Genomic DNA, 16772 nt, shown 5'->3' with positions numbered 1-16772 from the left:
CGAGCATGAATCAGATGGACACGGTGCCGCACGGTACGTTCCTCCGATCGAATCAGACAGTCACCGTGGCCATCGAGTTCCTGAACTGGCTCCACGACATCACACTCGATGAGCTTCAGCAGGAACACCTCGACGCCTGGCCGGCCCACGGGCCCAGCACCCGCCGGTTCGTCGACCGCTTGATCCCTTGGGCCATCAAGAGCAAACTCGTCGACCCCGAGCTCGCCATTACGCGCCACCGCCGCGGGACCAGCCCGAAGTTGTCCAGGTCCGAGCAGGACGCAGCCGTCGAGCGTGTTGCGCACACCGATGAGCTCACCGTGCGGGACCGCGCCGCCGCCATCCTGGTCATCGTGTTCGGCCAGCACATGGAAGACGTCATTCGGCTGACCTGGGAGGACGTCACCGTGACGGACGAACTCGTCACCATCCGGCTGGGGAAGACCGAGTTCGCACTCCCCTCCCCCTTGGACGAGCCCATGCGCCAGCTGGCTGCATCGCCAGGCCACGACCTCACCGCGTCGCACCCCAACAGCAACTGGGTCTTCCGCGGCTACTCCCCCGGCAGGCACATCCACGGAGCCAGCCTGCGCGGCCGACTCAAGACCGTCTTCAGCACGCGCGCGGCCCGACTCGGGAACCTGCACGAGCTCACCAAGCTCGGCCCTGTGCCGATCATCGCCGACGCGCTCGGATACCACCCATCCACGATCGAACGCCACGCTGTTGGCTCGGCGAGCACCTATGCGCAGTACGTCGCAGCGGCTCGGGACCAGAAGCGGTCCACGTGACCAAGTCTTGCGGCACGCTCGTGCCTAGTTGTGTGCAATGCGGGCCGGTGGCGATCAGGAACCGGCTAGCGATGGGACTTTCAGGTCCGAGGTAGGTGAAACAGCCGCTGGACGGAAGCCGCGCGCGATCATCCAGACCGCCAGCACCATCTCCTGAACGGCCAGGGGTAGGGAAAGGAGGTTCACCTGTGAGGAGTTGATGCCGACGACCCCGTACATCGCGAGCAGGTAGGCGGCGGCGTAGAGCGGGACCCCGATGAGACCCCATGACGCGATCCAGCGGGGGACGATGCGCGACCGGTAGAGCAGGACGTAGAACAGGGCGCCACCGAAGCAGAACACCAACGACATGATGACGCTGGCGCCATCAGAGTCGATCACGAGCTTGCCCAGACGCTCGCCCGCTCGTGAGGCCGTGCCCGGTCCTGCCGCCATGGTGTCGGCCAGTGGCACGAGCATCAGCCATGCAGTGGCCACGATGACGTAGGTGGTCGCCTCGACCGCGCCCCGGATGATCAGGTAGCCCGTGGCCAGCACTTCGTCCAGCCGGCGCAACACGGGGAAGAGCACCACCGGAACAAGCGCGAGCGACAGGCCCATGACGAGCACGAGCAGCGCCCCTGTGGCGACGGTGCCGGAGTGCTTCGCGGCGTAGGCGAGGGGGTCGTCCGCGTTGTGCACCGGGAAGTAGGTGACGGTCTTGCTGAGGATGCCGGCTACCGTCCCGATGATGTAGAGGATCCCGGCCGTCGTGGCGGCGGCCCTGTGCTCACGCACGGTGCTACGGGAACGAGAATCGCCTTGAACACGTGGTGGATACGACTTCGTAACTGACATGGTCCACACACCTCCACTCTGCATCGTTCAACGGCTTGCGCTGTGAGGTCAGAGGCGAAAGACCCACCGCTGAGACGTCGAACGGCCGGTGTTCTGGCGAGTCACGCGGTTTGCCGTAGCAGGATCCCCTATCGGGGTTCAAAGTGGGCCACTCCCGGCCCATCAACTCCCGTTCCTGCCAGTTAAGTACGGGAGTGGATGGGATCGTTCGTCGGGTAGGTTTCCGGGACGGAAGGGGCGCGGTTGATCTCGCGATCTGCGGACTGATCGCCGACCACGGCGGTTCATCTCCGATCGAAGCGTCGATGTTCTTGGGCGGGGCTGTCGAATTCTGGGTGTCGGGTTCGTGGACAGGGCAACCGGACCGGACAAGGTCCCAGACTGAAGGAGAACCACGATGAACGACCAGACCAGGCGAGCAACCAGACCATTCCGATTCGGGGTCGTTGCGCCGATCGGTTCTGACCTGCGGGCGTGGCGAGACCGCGTGCGCCGCATCGCCGACAGCGGTTACTCAACGTTGCTGATGCCCGACGTGCCTACGTGGCAACCAGCACTTGGCCCCACGCTGGCAACCGCGGCCGCACTCGCTGACCTGCGGATCGGCTCGTGGGTCTATGCCGCCGCGCTGCGCGAACCATGGAGCACAGCATGGGAGGCCCACTCACTCTCAGTACTCACAGAAGGCCGCTTCGAAATGGGCATCGGCGCCGGCCGACCCGGGATCGAAGTCGAGCTGGGGCGGCCTGCCGTCTCCCCAGCTGAGCGTCGTGCCAGGATGCGCGAGACCGTGGCCGCCCTGCGTAGGTTCGACGGCCCCGATCTGCACACGCCGGTTGTCATGGCGGTGAGCGGACCGAAGGCGCAGGCGCTGGCGCTCGAAGTCGCTGACGCAGTCACGTTCGTACTCTCACCCGAAGACGATCGGGTCGAAACCACGAACCGGGTACGCGACTTTGCCGGGCGCCGGGACATCGAACTCGCCCAGCACGTCGCCGCTGTCGGTGACGGTGTCGCTCCGTTCATGGCGCCGCCCAACCTCGACACCGCAGTGCTCCGCGCGGCTGACTCGCTCGTCATCCTTCCGAGTGACCCCGCGGCAGCCGCGGAGGAAATCCAACGACGTCGCGAGGAGATCGGCTTCTCCTATTTCGTCATCGGCGCCGACTTTGCCGACACACTCGCGCCGGTCGTGACCAAGCTGGCCGGACAGTAGGCGGCGCATGCCTCGCAGGTCAAACAGGCGACAGCGATCGCATCGCCAGTCCCGAACCGGTCTCGTCCACCTCAGCCAAACCGGTGCGGACATCCGTTCCAAACGGCGGGCTAGGCCGAACAGCAACTGAATGTTCTGAGGCCTCTCCCCCGGGCCATAACATCAACGCGGTGACTCTGCGTGATCGACCTCGCAAGCAACTGTCCGGCAGAGGCGTGCAGCTCCATCTATGCCGGGGCCTGTACGTCGCGGAAGGATGTCGAACCGAGGCCGGCCGCGACGAGTGCGAAGATCACGGCCGCCAGCAACAGCGTGGGACGCATCCCCCAGGCGTCGGCGAGCACTCCTGCGATTGGCGCGACGACCACGATGACCGCCCGGTTGAGCGAACGCAGCGTGGTGTTGGTGCGGGCCTGAAGCTCGTCTGGCGTCACCAACTGGCGGTAGCTCATTTCGTGGGAGTTGCTCATCCCGATCGCCAGACCGTAGAGGCCCTGCCCGACCATGAGAACGGCAAGCGTCCCGACCGCCGGGAGCTTCTGCCCAGCGAGCACCATCGCGATCACCGCGAGGGTGGTGATGACGTGGCTGACGATGATGGTGCGACCGGTGCCGAGACGTCGACCTACCCAGGTGGTGACTGCGGCGCCGATGACGGCACCGATTCCGCCGGCGGCACCAACGATGCCGAACTGGAAGGCGGTGAGGCCGAGCGTACTGAGCGCATAGGGAGCGAGTACGACGCCCACGATCGCGTTGCCAACGAACCATGCGTGAGTCGCGAGCGCGAGCGTGGCCAAACCGGAGCCGTGGTAGGCCCACCGAACGCCGTCGGCGATCTCCCTCATAAGTCCTCGTACGGTGACACCCGTGCGCGGTGGCGGTTCGTCAAGATCGATCCGGCGCAACGTGAGCGCCGAGTACAAGTACGTGAGGGAGTCGAGGAGAACGGCCAGCGGGGCACCGACCGCGCTGACCAATAGCCCGCCAAGCGCTGGGCCGCCCGTCGAGGCCACCGCGTCGGCCCCGTCGATGCGGGCGTGTGCCGGTTGGAGGTCCTTGGCTTCGAGCAATCGCGGCAGGAGCGACATCGAGGCAGCGCCGTTCACTACGGAGGCGGTGCCATAGGCAATGACGACCAGCATCAGTGCCGGCAGCGACAACAGATCAAGCCACCACATCAGGGGGATGGCCAACAGCACTACCGCCTGCACCAGATCGGTGCCCACCATGAGCGGGAGCCGACGCCTCCCGTCAACGATCGCGCCCACGACAAGTCCGAAAACGAGATACGGCAACCATCGCGCCGCGTTGAGCCAACCAACATCCGCGGCCGAGCCGTGCAGGGTGAGGATCACCAGCGCTTGCAGTGCGAAGAGCGTGACGTAGGTGCCGAGTCCCGACACCGCGCTGGCCCTCCAGTACCGCAAGAATGGTCTCGAAATAAAGACGCCACTGCTCGACATGCCCGTCAGTCTCGCATTGACGCCGCACGACTCCCGGACCCGCCGCGACCCTCGACCCCTGGCGTTGTCGGGCAGATATGTCGGTTTCCTTCAGATATGAAGGCTCGTAGGCTGCTCGTCAGCCGGCACGCGGAGGGTTTCTTGCAACCAGCTGATGAGCTCGATCGGGCGATCGACTGTGTGGTTGGCGCGCTTGGGCCGGGCGCCGAGCAGGACTGGCAGGTCTCGGCGGGGTTGCTTGAATGGAGCTGCCGGTTTACTGCGGAGCATGCTGCGCATTGTCTGCAGGCGTATGCGATGCAGCTTGCTAGCGGGGCGCCGGCGCGTTACGTGAGCTTCTTCTCCCGCGCCCTGGAGAGTGCCGGTACTGGCGAGGTGCTGGAGCTGCTCGAGGCGAGTGGGCGGCTGCTTTCGGCGACAGTGCGAGCGGCCAAGCCGACCGATCGCGGCTTCCATCCGTTCGGGATGGCTGACGCGGAAGGCTTCGCCGGTATGGGCTGCATTGAATTGCTTGTCCACGCCGGGGATATCGCGGCCGGCCTCGGGCTACCGTTCGAACCTCCGCCGGACATCTGTGCCTGGATCTTGGCGAGGATGTTCCCCGACCAGTACGCCGAACTCGTGTCGGCAGACCTCTCCCCGTGGACTGTCCTACAACATGCGACCGGCCGAATCGCGTTACCAGGTCAGCCGACAGTCGGCAGCAACTGGCGGTGGCACAGCGCACCTCTCGCCGACTGATAGCAGCCGGCTACTGCCTGGGCTTGCCAGCCGTCATCGTTGCGGCGACGCCGTGTTCGGTGAGGAGGGCGCGTAGGTGGTTGTGGCCTTGGGTGAAGTCCCATTGTTCGGCGGGCATGCCGGCTGTTCGGGCGCCTTCGACATTTCGTGGGTTGTCGTCGATGAAGAGGATCGTCCGGATGTCGGCGCCGATTCGGTGGGCTGCTCGAGTGAAGAAGGCCGGGTCGGGCTTGGCGACGCCGAGGTCGTAGGAGTAGCAGCTGACGTCGAACAGGTCGTCGTACCCGAGGGCTGTGCGCATGTGTCCGCCGCGGTAGCACTCCTGGTTCGTGCCCAGGTGTACGCCGTACCCGTTGTGCTTGAGTGCTCGCACGATGCCGAACGATTCCTCGATGATCACGATGTTCTTCCAGACCGCGTCGTACACCTCGGCCACCGGCGTGACGACGCCGTAGTCCTGGAGCGTCGCCGCGAGTACCGGCATGTAGTCCCCCGAGCCGGCGAGCATCGGGAGCTCGTCCTTCCAGGTCTGATGGAGGAACTCACGGGCCTTGTCACCGAGGTACGGCTCCATGGCCGCGTACCAGCCACCAGGCAGGTCTTGCAGTACGCCGTCGGCGTCCAAGAGCACGTGGCGAACACCCATGGAGAAGATCATGCCGCAAGGGGCAGCAGTTAATCGCGTTGCGTTGTGTGAGCGGGCCGCCCTAGCGTGGCGTTACTTAGGGCAGGTCGTGGATCGGAGATGTGGCGCGGATGACTTCTCGGCTTTTCGCACTCAGTTTTGATGCGCATGATCCGGCCGGGCTGGCGCGGTTCTGGGGTGGCGTTCTGGGGTGGGACCTCCACGACGATCCGCACGGCGTGGGCCTGGTGCCGAGTGATGACACCGGTTTCCGGCTTCGGTTTGTGCCGAGTCAGAACGAGAAGCTCGGCCCGAACCAGATGCACTTCGATCTGACGAGCCAGTCGCTGGAGGAGCAGCAGGCGACGGTGGCGCGGGCGCTGGAGCTCGGTGGGCGGCACATCGACATCGGGCAGCTCCCGGAAGAGGAGCATGTGGTGCTCGCCGACCCCGAGGGCAACGAGTTCTGTGTGATTGAGCCGGGCAACAATTTCCTGGCCGACTGCGGGTTCATCGGGGCGGTGTCGAGCGACGGTTCGCAGGATGTCGGGTACTTCTGGAGCAAGGCGCTGGACTGGCCGTTGGTCTGGGACCAGGACCAGGAGACCGCGATCCGCTCGCCGCACGGCGGTCCGAAGATCACCTGGGGCGGCCCGCCGTTCAACCCGAAGCTCGGGAAGAACCGGCTGCATTTCGATCTCGCTCCCCCGGCCGACGGTGATCAGGATGCGGAGGTCGAGCGTCTCATCGGCCTCGGCGCGACCCGGCTCGACATCGGCCAGGGCGAGACCAGCTGGGTCGTCATGGCCGACCCCGACGGCAATGAGTTCTGTGTACTGAAGCCTCGGTAGCCGTGGACCGAGTGTGGCGGATGTCGGCTGACGAACTTGCTGCCGAGCGGCCTGCTGGCGCGTTGGAAGACGTGCACTTCACGCAGGCGTTCGTACGTCGGGTTGTGCAGCAGTACTCCGCGCTGGGTGACGTCGTCCTGGATCCGTTCGCCGGGTTCGGCACCACGTTGGTGGTCAGCGAGCAGCTCGGGCGGAAGGCGATCGGCGTTGAACTGCTGCCGGAGCGGGCCCGGCTGATCAGAGGGCGGCTCGGGTCGGATGCGATCCTGAAAGAAGGGGATGCGCGGGAGCTCGATCGGTTGGAGATCGGGTCAGTGGATCTGTGCCTGACGTCGCCGCCGTATATGAGCTCCGTGGATCACCCGGAGAACCCGCTGACGGGATACGCGACCCTCGACGGCGACTATGCGACCTACCTGGATGAGCTGATCGAGGTGTTCTGCGCCGTCAAGCGTTGCCTGCGACCTGATGGCTACCTGGTGATCAATGCCGCCAACATCCGCACCGGAGACCTCGTCACGCCGCTGGCGTGGGACCTCGCTCGCGGGCTCCGCCCCCATTTCGCCTTTCGCGGCGAGACGTACCTCGAGTGGGATCGGCCGGCGGACTTCATCAGCGGTGACTACTGCCTCGTGTTCCAGCAAGTGCCACATCGATGATGTCGGCCCGCGGCTCCAGCGACGGCGCCTCGTCCAGCGGCACCCACTGCGCGTACGCCGCTACCCGCGTGTTGTACTCGGTGAAATGCACCGCCCGACGATAACTGGCGGGGGAGAGCATCCTCTCCCCCGCCAGGTTGTCAGCTGTCTTGGACGAGTCCGAGGACGTTGCCGTCGGGGTCGGTGAAGGTGGCTACCAGGCGGCCGTTGGCGACGTCGCGGGGGGATTGTTTCACGGTGGCACCGGCCGCGGTGACCTCGGCGAGTTTGGCCTCGATGTCGTCGACGTGCCAGTACGTGACCGGGCCCTTGTCGTCGCTGTTCGGAACCAGGCCGATCTGCTGTCCCTCGGCCTCGAAGCCGACGTAGTACGGCGAGTCCGCCATCGGCTCCACCCCGAGCAGGGCGGCGTACACCGGCTTGGCCTTCTCCAGGTCCGTCACCGGGTGCAGAACGGTCTTGATGCCTTGCGTGGAAGTCATTTCGTCACTCCAGAACTCTTGGGCCTCGCAGCCCCCGACGTTTACTGACTCCCACGCTATTCCCGGCTCAGCCCCGGTGCTTCTCGATTCCTGACCGGTTCGAGCTCACTTGGCGACGTACTCGGCCAGGTGCTTGGCGGTCAGAGTGGTGGGCTTGGCGATCAAGTCGGTGGGGGTGCCTTCGAAGACGACCTTGCCGCCGTCGTGGCCGGCGCCTGGCCCGAGGTCGATGATCCAGTCGGCGTGGGCCATCACGGCCTGGTGGTGCTCGATGACGATCACCGACTTGCCGGCGTCGACGAGGCGGTCCAAGAGGGCGAGGAGTTGTTCGACGTCGGCCAGGTGCAGGCCGGTGGTCGGCTCGTCGAGGACGTAGATGCCGCCCTTGTCCCCCATGTGCGTCGCCAGCTTGAGCCGCTGCCGCTCTCCCCCGGACAGCGTGGTCAGCGGCTGACCTAGGCTCAGGTAGCCGAGTCCGACGTCCGCAAGGCGCTCGAGGACCTTGTGGGCGGCCGGCGTACGCGCGTCGCCGTCGGCGAAGAACTCGAGAGCCTCGGACACCGGCATCGCGAGCACCTCGGCGATGTTCTTGCCGCCGAAGGTGTACTCGAGGACGGACGCCTGGAACCGCCGGCCCTCGCACTCCTCACACGGGGACTCGACCGTCGCCATCACGCCGAGCTCGGTGTAGATCACGCCGGCACCGTTACACGCCGGGCACGCACCCTCGGAGTTCGCGCTGAACAGCGCCGGCTTCACGCTGTTCGCCTTCGCGAAGGCCTTCCGGATCGGGTCGAGCAGCCCGGTGTACGTCGCCGGGTTGCTCCGCCGCGAGCCGCGGATCGCGGCCTGGTCGATCGCAACGACACCCTCGCGATCGGACACCGACCCGTGGATCAGCGAGCTCTTGCCCGAACCAGCTACCCCGGTCACCACGACGAGAACACCGAGCGGTACGTCGACATCGACGTTCTGGAGGTTGTTCGTCGAGGCACCACGCACCTCCAGCGCCTCTGACGACGCACGCACGGCCGGCTTCAAGGACGCCCGGTCGTCGAGGTGCCGGCCGGTGAGCGTGCCGCTGGCGCGGAGCTTCTCGACGGTGCCCTCGAAGACCACCTCGCCACCGCCCGAACCGGCCCCCGGCCCGAGGTCGATGACATGGTCGCCGATCGCGATCGCCTCCGGCTTGTGCTCCACGACGAGGACGGTGTTGCCCTTGTCGCGCAGCTGCAGGAGCAGCTCGTTCATGCGCTGGATGTCGTGCGGGTGCAGACCGATGGTCGGCTCGTCGAAGACGTAGGTGACGTCGGTCAGCGAGGATCCGAGGTGGCGGATCATCTTCGTCCGCTGCGCCTCGCCGCCCGACAGCGTGCCCGCGGGACGCTCGAGCGAGAGATACCCCAACCCGATGTCGACGAACGAGTCGAGGGTGTCGCCGATGGCCTCGATCAGCGGCGCCATCCGAGGCTCCTCGAGCTCGCGGATCCAGGCGGCCAGATCGCTGATCTGCATCGCGCAGAGGTCGGCGATGTTCTTGCCCTTGATCTTCGACGACAGCGCTTCCTGGCTCAGCCGGGTGCCGCCGCAGTCGGGGCAGATCGTGAACGTCACCGCCCGCTCCACGAAGGCGCGGATGTGCGGCTGCATCGCGTCGACTTCCTTGGACAGGAACGATTTCTGGATCTGCGGGATCAGGCCGGTGTAGGTCAGGTTGATGCCCTCGACCTTGATCTTGGTCGGCTCCCGGTAGAGCAGGTCGTGCAGTTCCTTCTTGGTGTACATCTTGATCGGCTTGTCCGGGTTGAAGTAGCCGGCGCCGCGGAAGATGCGCCCGTACCAGCCCTCCATGCTGTAGCCGGGGATCGTCAGCGCGCCCTCGTTCAGCGACTTGCTGTCGTCGTACAGCGCGGTCAGGTCGAAGTCGGTGACCGAGCCCATGCCCTCACAGCGCGGGCACATGCCGCCCGCGTAGACGACGTTGCGTACGACGGTCCGCTCGCCGCCGGCCTGGCCCTTGTCGGCGATCATCGCGCCGGTCGCCGTCCGCTTCGGAACGTTGAACGAGTACGCCGTCGGCCCGCCGACATGCGGTTTCGCGAGCCGGCTGAACAGGATCCGCAGCATCGCGTTCGCGTCGGTGGCGGTGCCGACGGTGGAGCGCGGGTTCGAGCCCATCCGCTCCTGGTCGACGATGATCGCGGTGGTCAGGCCGTCGAGTACGTCGACGTCCGGGCGGGCCAGCGTCGGCATGAATCCCTGGACGAACGCGCTGTACGTCTCGTTGATGAGCCGCTGTGACTCCGCCGCGATGGTGCCGAACACCAGCGAGCTCTTGCCCGAGCCGGAGACCCCGGTGAACACTGTCAGCCGGCGTTTCGGGATCTCGACGCTGACGTCCTTCAGGTTGTTCACCCGCGCACCGGTGACGCGAATCAGGTCGTGGCTGTCGGCGAGCTGCTTCGCCGACGTCGGGGCCTTGCTCATCGGTGTCTCCATCTGTCGGGCGGAGCCGGCTGCGCGGTCTCCGTTCGGCACGGTCGGGCTGCGGTCGAACAGGGCTGGGCTCAGGAAACCTGGTTGATGCGGATGTGGTTGCCGGCGGGATCACGGAAGGCACAGTCGCGCACGCCGTACGGCTGGTCGGTGGGCTCCTGGATGACCTCGGCGTCGGTGGCCTGCAGCCGCTCGAAGAGGGCGTCGATGTCCTTGGTCGCCAGCACGAGGGTGGCATAGGTGCCCTTGGCCATCATCTCGCTGATGGTACGGCGCTCGTCGTCGGTGACACCCGGGTCGGCGCCCGGCGGGTACAGCACGACGGAGGTGTCCGGCTGGTCGACCGGGCCGACGGTGATCCAGCGCATGCCGCCGTACCCGACGTCGGTGCGGATCTCGAAGCCGAGGACGTCGCGATAGAACGCCAGCGACGCCTCCGGATCGGTGTGCGGGAGGAAGCTCGAGAGAATCTTGATGTCCATGGACGTCACGCTACGTGCTGGTCGCCGGGGAAGCTTCTCGATTCCTGACCGGTCGGGTCACCTGTTTCGCGACGCACGACGGAATGCCGGCGGTCGCGTCGGTCGCGCGCTCCTTGTAGGCACTCGGCGGCATGCCGACCAGTTCGGTGAACCGGGTGCTGAAGGTGCCGAGCGACTGGCAGCCGACCGCGAAGCAGACGTCGGTGACGCTCATGTCCCCGATCCGCAGCAACGCCATCGCGCGCTCGATCCGGCGCGTCATCAGGTACCCGTACGGCGACTCTCCGTAAGCGCGCTTGAACTCCCGGCTCAGGTGCCCGGACGACATGTGGGCACCGCGAGCCAGTGCGTCGACGTCGAGCGGCTGCGCGAACTCCCGATCGATCCGGTCCTTGACACGCCGCAGCCGCGCGAGGTCCCCCAAGCGCTGCGCATCAGTCGGACTGCCGGTCATCCCTGAAATCGTGCCACGTCGCGGCAAGGAAGTCATTCACCACACCTGTAGCCTCGGCGTTTGTGACCGCCCAGCACCCGTTGACCTCGGAGCGACTCGACCTGGTGCTGGATGGGCTGGGTTCGGTGTGGGGCGCGCGACCGGTCGTCGCCGCGGTGCACCCGGTCGGTCATGACTGGGCTCCGGTCAGCCGCGTGACGTTCGAGGACGCACGGACCGTGATCGTGAAGACGACGCGCGTCGACGGTGAGGGGCACGGCGGGCCGGCGTACCTGCGGCGTGAGATCGCCGGGCTGCGAACCGTCGAGCGGATCTCCGCCTTCGCCCGCTTGACCACCCAAGCCGCGACGCTCCAGGCGCTCACCGACTGGGCCACCTCCGTGGCAACCGCGATGCGCGACCGCTGGCCCGACGCCACCACACCGCCGCCGCGGCTCTACGCGGCGTTCGCGGGTGGCTAACGGCCGGTCGTGCCGTCCAGTTGCTCGCGGATGATGTCGGCGTGGCCGGCATGGCGAGCGGTCTCGCCGATGACCGAGAGGATGGCCCAGCGGAGGTCGTGGGTCTTGCCGTTGCGGGTGACCGGAGCGTCGGGATCGCCAATGGCGTCGATGATCTCGTTCGAGGCCTCGCAGGCGGCGCGGTAGTCGGCGCGCAGCGTCTTCAGGCTGACCTCGGGATCGACCTGCATCGAGCGCTTACCGCGCTTGGCCTTGCCGCCCGCGACGACCTCCTCGAACCAGTTGGACTCGGCGAAGGTGAGGTGCTGCACGAGGCCGGCGACGTTCGTACCCGAGGGAACCGTGCTGCGGCGGGCGTCGGCCTCGCTGAGACCGGCCAGCTTCTTCAACACGCCCGCGCGCAGCCCGTCGAGGGTCGCGCGCAGCTGCTCGAGCTCGGTGGTCATGGCATGCAGGGTCCGACAGTGGAGATGAGGCCGTGGTGATCCGACACAGGAATCTTGTACCAGCGGCTGTCGTCGGCGCACCAGCCCGGTTTCACGAAGAGATGGTCGATCCGGACCAGCAGCGTCGTCCATCTGCCGATCTGTGACGGCCGGCCCCAGGTGTCGAGCATCGCGTCGTCAAGGTCGTTGGTGAGCAGCCGGTAGTCGCGGCCGCGGTCGGTGGTGTTGAAGTCGCCGGCGACTACTACCGGACGGTCGTCTCGTTCGACCCGGGCCGCGATCTGCTCGATCAGCCGGTGGTGGTCGGCGACGGTCGTCTGGTACGGCACTCCGCTGTCCTCGACTGTCCGGTACGACGACCCGCCCGACGTCCACCACGGACGCGGCACATGGACCGCGATCAGGTCGAAGGTCTGCGAGGGAGCCTGGACCCGGAGCACGTAGCCGGGCAGGTCCGGCCCCGGCCGCTCGAGCACGGTCAGCGGCCACCGGCTGAAGATGCCGATCGCAGGTCCGTCCCAATCGGCCACGTGCACCGGGTACGACTGGGACAGTCGCTCGGTCAGCGGCGGCCCGATCTCGGAGACGACGAGCACGTCGGCGCCGAGCGCGAGCAGGTTGTCGGCGCCGTCGAGTTCGCCGCTGCCGATGTTCGCCGCCGCGACCCGGAAGGCGCGCGACCGGTCGACGGTCCCGACGCCGTCTGGAACCCACGGCAGTACCGTCGCGACGATCGCGACCACCAGCGTCGACACCGCGAAGGCAAGCGCTGCCTTGTGTCGCCGACCGACGAATCCCACGAGCAGCGCGGTCACCAACGCCAGCATCGGCAACACGATCGCCACGACGTCGGTCACGACGCCGAGTTGGTCGCGCAGCAGGAACCAGGTCCACGGCAGCAAACCGGCCACCACAACCCCGGCGTAGCGTCGCACTCGCGACGACGTTCGATTCCCCACGTGCATGTCGACTCCCCCCACCCACGGCCAGGCTATGTCGGCTTCCAGCGGATCGAAACCGGCTTCGCATGAACAAACGGGTGGAGGACGAGTCTGACGTGTTGCTGGCTAGACCACAGTCTTCGGCAGCAGGCGGCTTATGGCAGGTCGACGTCCAGGGGCAGGTTCTTCAGGAAGTCGGCCGCGTCGAACAACGCGCCTGCGGAGGCCACGCCCGTCGTCCGGGTCTCTCCGGCGAGGATCCGTCGTACTGCTTCGACCGCGAGCGGAGCCGTGATCGCGTAGATGTCCTGCCCGCGGGCCGTTGCCCGGCGCTCGTCGTCGCCGGTGCGGACCAGGACGTCGACGACGAAGGTCTGGTCGGAGCGGCCCTGTGCATCGGTGGCCACGGGCGCCGGTGTGTCCGCGTTGGCCAGGTCGCCGGCGGCTTCGAGCGTCATGTAGGTGCGGACCTCGGGTACGGCGATGTGGCTCGGGATGGTGATGACGTCGGCCATGGTGAACTCGGCGATCACGCGTCGGGGGCCGAGCGGCGCCGGGAAGATCCAGTCCTGCTGGACCGGCTTGTCGTCGTGGTACTGGAGCGCTCCGCCGCTGAATCTCACCCGGCGTCCGGCCCGGCGGTCGTGCGAGACCTGTCCGGCGGCGCGAGTACCGGGCGTGGGGTGCCAGCTGCTCAGGCCGTAGGCGACGTGCACTTCGTCGGCGGTGGTCCGCTCCCCCAGCGCCGCGGTCGTCAGCAGGTCGCCGAGGCCGCCGTAGAAGGCCATCGCCGGGAGGATCAGCGACTCGCTGCGCCGGCCGAAGGTCGACACGTTGGCCTCCAGCTCGGCGGCGACATCGACGTACGGGATCCTCACCCGGCCTGCTGCGTCGATCACCGGGTCGGCGGTCGAGGCGAAGGGACCGGCACAGTTGATGACCGCGGCGGCGTTCTGCAGCGCCCGGTCGAGCGCCGACGGATCGTCGACTGCGGCCGGCCGGACGTCCACCGCTCCCCACTTGGAAGCCAGGGTCTCGAGGGTCGTCGCGTCGCGGCCCGAGACGACGGTCGGGAAGCCGCGCCGCAGCAGCTCCTCGACGACAAAACGGCCTGTGTGCCCGGTTGCTCCGTAAACCACCACTGAGTTCATGCGACGAGTCTTGCCGTCCATCGACCGGAATCGTGAGAGTCCGGAACGACACCATGCGTACACTTTCGGACATGCATACCGTCGCGCTGGCCACCGCCGGGCACCTGCTCCACTTCGAGTTCGCGATCGCGTACGAGATCCTCGGCAATCCGCCGCTGGACGCCGTCGAGGACTGGTACGACGTTGTGCTCTGTGGCCCGGGTCCGGTCCAGGTCGGGCCGTTCATGGTGGAGCCCGACGACGGCTTGGATCGGCTGGCCCGCGCGGACACCGTGATCGTGCCGGCCTGCGTCGATGTCGACGAGCCGCCGCCGGCCGCATTGGTTGAGGCAGTCCGGGCAGCCCACGAAGCCGGAGCCCGGGTTGCGTCGCTGTGCACGGGCGCGTTCGTACTGGGCGCTGCCGGCCTGCTGGACGGTCGACGGGCCACCACGCACTGGGGCCACGCCGCCGCGTTGAGCGCGCGTTATCCACAGGCCGAGGTCGATCCGGACGTGCTGTACACGGACAACGGGAGCGTGCTCACGTCTGCGGGCAAGGCCGCTGCGGTCGATCTGTGTCTGCACCTCATCCACCTCGACCACGGCGCGACGATCGCGAACACGGTCGCGCGGCGCCTCGTCGTACCGCCGCATCGGGCCGGCGGTCAGGCGCAGTTCGTCTCCACGCCGGTCCCGGTCAGCGGTGACCACACGCTCGCGAATCTGCTGGCTTGGGCGCAGGCACGCCTTGACCAGCCGCTGACGGTCACCGACCTGGCCCGGCACGCGAACACCAGTCCCCGCCACCTCGGCCGGCTCTTCCGCTCGGTGACCGGCCAGACCCCACTCCAATGGCTGCTGACCCAACGCGTCCGCCGCGCCCAACAGTTGCTCGAGGCCACCGACAACAGCATCGAATCCGTCGCAATAGCCACCGGCATGGGCACCGCCACCACCCTCCGCCGCCAGTTCAAACGAGTAGTCGGCGTCCCACCCGACACCTACAGAAGGTCCTTCCACACCACGTAGGCTCTGCCGGTATGACGAGCTACCCGAAGCGGATGCATACCGCGCTGGATGCTACGGATGCGCGGGGGTTGGCGGAGTTCTACCGGGAACTTCTGGGGTTGCGGTATCGCGAGGGTGACGAGCCGCCGGGTGATGGTGTCGAGGATGACGCTGACTGGCTGGTGCTGGTGGACGAGGCGGGGAGTCGGCAGCTCGCGTTTCAGCGGGTGGATGAGCTGCCGGCGTCGACGTGGCCGGAGCCCGGCGTACCGAAGCAGTTGCACATCGACTACGCCGTCCCGTCCGTCGACGAGCTGCAGCGACACCGGCAGCGCGCCGAAGAACTCGGTGCCACGCTCCTCCTGGACCGAACGTCCGAGGAGTCCGAGCCCCTCTACGTCCTGGCCGACCCAGCCGGACATCCTTTCTGTCTCCTGGTGGGGGTCGCATGAGCAAGCAAACCGGGTACGCCGATGTCAACGGACTCCGCATGTACTACGAGATCCACGGCTCGGGTGGGACGCCGTTGCTGCTGTTGCACGGCGGGTTGTTCAACATCGACCTGCAGTTCGGCGCGTTGCTGCCCGGTCTGTCCGAGAAGCGGCAGGTCATCGCGACCGACTTCCAGGCGCATGGCTACACCAATGACATCGACCGGCCGTTGGGTACGGTCGCGCTGGCGTCCGATGTGGTCGGGTTGCTGAGGCATCTCGACGTACCGCAGGTGGATCTCTTCGGGTTCAGTGTCGGTGGTGCGGTTGCGCTGTACCTGACGATCAAGCATCCGGAGCTGGTCCGGAAGGCAGTCATCTCGTCGGTGTCGTTCCACCCCGACGGCGACCGCCCGGAGAACGCGGCCGTCGGTGAGATGAAGGTGGAGATGATCGCCGGTACGCCGATGGAAGCGGAGTACCTGGCGAAGTCGCCGCACCCGGATCTCGAGCACCTGCAGGCCCTGCTCGACAAGCTGGGTGGCTACGACCGTGGCACCGCCGGCTGGTCCGACGACGACATCCGTGGCATCGCCGCTCCCACCCTGCTGACCTTCGGCGACTGCGACGCGGTCAAGCTCGACCATGTCGTCCGCTTCCTCCAACTCCGCGGCGGCGACGTCAACGGCGACTTCACCGGCGTCCCCACCTCCCAACTAGCCATCTTCCCCGGCACCACCCACTTCAACGGCCTCACCCGCACCAACCTCGTCCAAGACACCGTCACCACCTTCCTCGATGTCGACTGACGTGTTCCGCTTCCGCGAGGCTGGAGATGCTGACTTCGACGCGGTCATGGGGCTGTATCGGCAGCTGCATCCTGGGGATCCGGTGGTGCTGGACGGGCGGGATGTCTTCGCTCAGATCCTCGGGACGCCGGGGCTGCGCCTGTACGTGCTCGAGGTCGACGGGGTCGTGGTCGCGACGACGTACCTCAATCTCATTCCCAACCTCACCCGTGGCGCGGCCCCGTACGCCTTGATCGAGAACGTGGTTGTGGATGCGGATCGGCGCGGGACCGGACTGGGGAAAGAGATCATGGCCGGCACCTTGCAGGCGGCGTGGGACGCGGGCTGCTACAAGGTGATGCTGATGACCGGGTCCAAGACTCCGGCCACGCACGCGTTCTACGAGCGGTGTGGATTCAGCCCGCACGAGAAGACCGGGTACACCGCCCGGCCGGATCGGTGAGT

Annotated in this window: 20 protein-coding genes; 10 read left to right on the top strand and 10 right to left on the bottom strand. The window is 66.9% G+C overall.

Translation table 11 applies throughout. The features are described 5' to 3' along the window. Positions 1 to 14: 14 nt before the first annotated feature. Positions 15 to 791 (top strand): hypothetical protein, encoded by a 777-nt coding sequence (locus tag ACZ3HV_RS11680; RefSeq protein WP_465683356.1) that lies wholly within the window; start codon positions 15 to 17, stop codon positions 789 to 791. Positions 792 to 845: 54 nt separating this feature from the next. On the opposite strand, the gene ACZ3HV_RS11675 is transcribed toward ACZ3HV_RS11680, so the two are convergent. Further along, complete coding sequence (locus ACZ3HV_RS11675; RefSeq protein WP_465683354.1) at positions 846 to 1568, bottom strand: DUF4386 domain-containing protein; 723 nt, start codon at positions 1566 to 1568, stop codon at positions 846 to 848. 457 nt (positions 1569 to 2025) lie between these two features. Here ACZ3HV_RS11675 and ACZ3HV_RS11670 point away from each other — a divergent pair, with 457 nt between their 5' ends. Then, positions 2026 to 2844, top strand: a complete 819-nt coding sequence (locus tag ACZ3HV_RS11670) for an LLM class flavin-dependent oxidoreductase (RefSeq protein ID WP_465683352.1) — start codon at positions 2026 to 2028, stop codon at positions 2842 to 2844. A gap of 227 nt (positions 2845 to 3071) precedes the next feature. On the opposite strand, the gene ACZ3HV_RS11665 is transcribed toward ACZ3HV_RS11670, so the two are convergent. Next, positions 3072 to 4310 carry an MFS transporter gene (locus tag ACZ3HV_RS11665; protein ID WP_465683350.1) on the bottom strand — a complete coding sequence of 413 codons (1239 nt, stop codon included), beginning with the start codon at positions 4308 to 4310 and terminating at the stop codon, positions 3072 to 3074. A gap of 96 nt (positions 4311 to 4406) precedes the next feature. On the opposite strand from ACZ3HV_RS11665, the gene ACZ3HV_RS11660 reads away from it, so the two are divergent. Then, a complete protein-coding gene (locus tag ACZ3HV_RS11660; RefSeq protein ID WP_465683348.1) occupies positions 4407 to 5051 on the top strand; it encodes a maleylpyruvate isomerase mycothiol-dependent enzyme family protein in 645 nt (214 codons plus the stop codon). Positions 5052 to 5061: 10 nt separating this feature from the next. On the opposite strand, the gene ACZ3HV_RS11655 is transcribed toward ACZ3HV_RS11660, so the two are convergent. Beyond that, the gene (locus tag ACZ3HV_RS11655; RefSeq protein WP_465683346.1) at positions 5062 to 5697 is read right to left on the bottom strand and encodes an HAD family hydrolase; all 636 of its coding nucleotides are present in this window, start codon (positions 5695 to 5697) and stop codon (positions 5062 to 5064) included. 110 nt (positions 5698 to 5807) lie between these two features. On the opposite strand from ACZ3HV_RS11655, the gene ACZ3HV_RS11650 reads away from it, so the two are divergent. Both ACZ3HV_RS11650 and ACZ3HV_RS11645 read left to right on the top strand, forming a co-directional pair. Then, positions 5808 to 6527: a VOC family protein gene (locus tag ACZ3HV_RS11650; RefSeq protein WP_465683344.1), complete on the top strand. Its 720-nt coding sequence runs from the start codon at positions 5808 to 5810 to the stop codon at positions 6525 to 6527. A gap of 20 nt (positions 6528 to 6547) precedes the next feature. Continuing rightward, positions 6548 to 7186: a TRM11 family SAM-dependent methyltransferase gene (locus ACZ3HV_RS11645; protein ID WP_465683342.1), complete on the top strand. Its 639-nt coding sequence runs from the start codon at positions 6548 to 6550 to the stop codon at positions 7184 to 7186. A 140-nt stretch (positions 7187 to 7326) separates the two neighbouring features. Here ACZ3HV_RS11645 and ACZ3HV_RS11640 read toward each other — a convergent pair whose 3' ends face one another. The 4 genes from ACZ3HV_RS11640 to ACZ3HV_RS11625 form a co-directional block, all read right to left on the bottom strand. After that, positions 7327 to 7668 (bottom strand): VOC family protein, encoded by a 342-nt coding sequence (locus ACZ3HV_RS11640; protein WP_360374821.1) that lies wholly within the window; start codon positions 7666 to 7668, stop codon positions 7327 to 7329. A gap of 105 nt (positions 7669 to 7773) precedes the next feature. Beyond that, a complete protein-coding gene (locus ACZ3HV_RS11635) occupies positions 7774 to 10155 on the bottom strand; it encodes an ATP-binding cassette domain-containing protein (protein WP_465683340.1) in 2382 nt (793 codons plus the stop codon). An 80-nt stretch (positions 10156 to 10235) separates the two neighbouring features. Continuing rightward, the gene (locus ACZ3HV_RS11630) at positions 10236 to 10646 is read right to left on the bottom strand and encodes a VOC family protein (protein WP_360374825.1); all 411 of its coding nucleotides are present in this window, start codon (positions 10644 to 10646) and stop codon (positions 10236 to 10238) included. A 10-nt stretch (positions 10647 to 10656) separates the two neighbouring features. Then, a complete protein-coding gene (locus ACZ3HV_RS11625; protein ID WP_465683337.1) occupies positions 10657 to 11100 on the bottom strand; it encodes a helix-turn-helix transcriptional regulator in 444 nt (147 codons plus the stop codon). 62 nt (positions 11101 to 11162) lie between these two features. On the opposite strand from ACZ3HV_RS11625, the gene ACZ3HV_RS11620 reads away from it, so the two are divergent. Next, positions 11163 to 11561, top strand: a complete 399-nt coding sequence (locus ACZ3HV_RS11620; protein ID WP_465683335.1) for a hypothetical protein — start codon at positions 11163 to 11165, stop codon at positions 11559 to 11561. On the opposite strand, the gene ACZ3HV_RS11615 is transcribed toward ACZ3HV_RS11620, so the two are convergent. The 3 genes from ACZ3HV_RS11615 to ACZ3HV_RS11605 form a co-directional block, all read right to left on the bottom strand. Continuing rightward, positions 11558 to 12007: a DinB family protein gene (locus ACZ3HV_RS11615; RefSeq protein ID WP_465683333.1), complete on the bottom strand. Its 450-nt coding sequence runs from the start codon at positions 12005 to 12007 to the stop codon at positions 11558 to 11560. The genes ACZ3HV_RS11620 and ACZ3HV_RS11615 overlap by 4 nt on opposite strands. Then, on the bottom strand, positions 12004 to 12972 hold the full coding sequence (locus ACZ3HV_RS11610; RefSeq protein ID WP_465683331.1) for an endonuclease/exonuclease/phosphatase family protein: 969 nt from the start codon (positions 12970 to 12972) through the stop codon (positions 12004 to 12006). The genes ACZ3HV_RS11615 and ACZ3HV_RS11610 overlap by 4 nt, the downstream gene beginning before the upstream one ends. A gap of 131 nt (positions 12973 to 13103) precedes the next feature. Then, positions 13104 to 14099 carry an NAD(P)H-binding protein gene (locus tag ACZ3HV_RS11605; protein WP_465683329.1) on the bottom strand — a complete coding sequence of 332 codons (996 nt, stop codon included), beginning with the start codon at positions 14097 to 14099 and terminating at the stop codon, positions 13104 to 13106. Positions 14100 to 14170: 71 nt separating this feature from the next. Here ACZ3HV_RS11605 and ACZ3HV_RS11600 point away from each other — a divergent pair, with 71 nt between their 5' ends. The 4 genes from ACZ3HV_RS11600 to ACZ3HV_RS11585 are packed head-to-tail and all read left to right on the top strand — an operon-like array spanning position 14171 to position 16770. After that, positions 14171 to 15109: a helix-turn-helix domain-containing protein gene (locus ACZ3HV_RS11600; RefSeq protein ID WP_465683327.1), complete on the top strand. Its 939-nt coding sequence runs from the start codon at positions 14171 to 14173 to the stop codon at positions 15107 to 15109. Positions 15110 to 15120: 11 nt separating this feature from the next. After that, positions 15121 to 15540 (top strand): VOC family protein, encoded by a 420-nt coding sequence (locus ACZ3HV_RS11595; RefSeq protein ID WP_465683325.1) that lies wholly within the window; start codon positions 15121 to 15123, stop codon positions 15538 to 15540. Further along, positions 15537 to 16328 (top strand): alpha/beta fold hydrolase, encoded by a 792-nt coding sequence (locus ACZ3HV_RS11590; RefSeq protein WP_465683323.1) that lies wholly within the window; start codon positions 15537 to 15539, stop codon positions 16326 to 16328. Before ACZ3HV_RS11595 ends, ACZ3HV_RS11590 begins: the two co-directional genes overlap by 4 nt. Further along, on the top strand, positions 16318 to 16770 hold the full coding sequence (locus ACZ3HV_RS11585; protein ID WP_465683321.1) for a GNAT family N-acetyltransferase: 453 nt from the start codon (positions 16318 to 16320) through the stop codon (positions 16768 to 16770). Before ACZ3HV_RS11590 ends, ACZ3HV_RS11585 begins: the two co-directional genes overlap by 11 nt. The last annotated feature ends 2 nt before the right edge of the window (positions 16771 to 16772 follow it).

Source organism: Kribbella sp. NPDC020701 (assembly GCF_055562215.1).
This window is presented reverse-complemented; position numbering and strand designations above follow the sequence as displayed.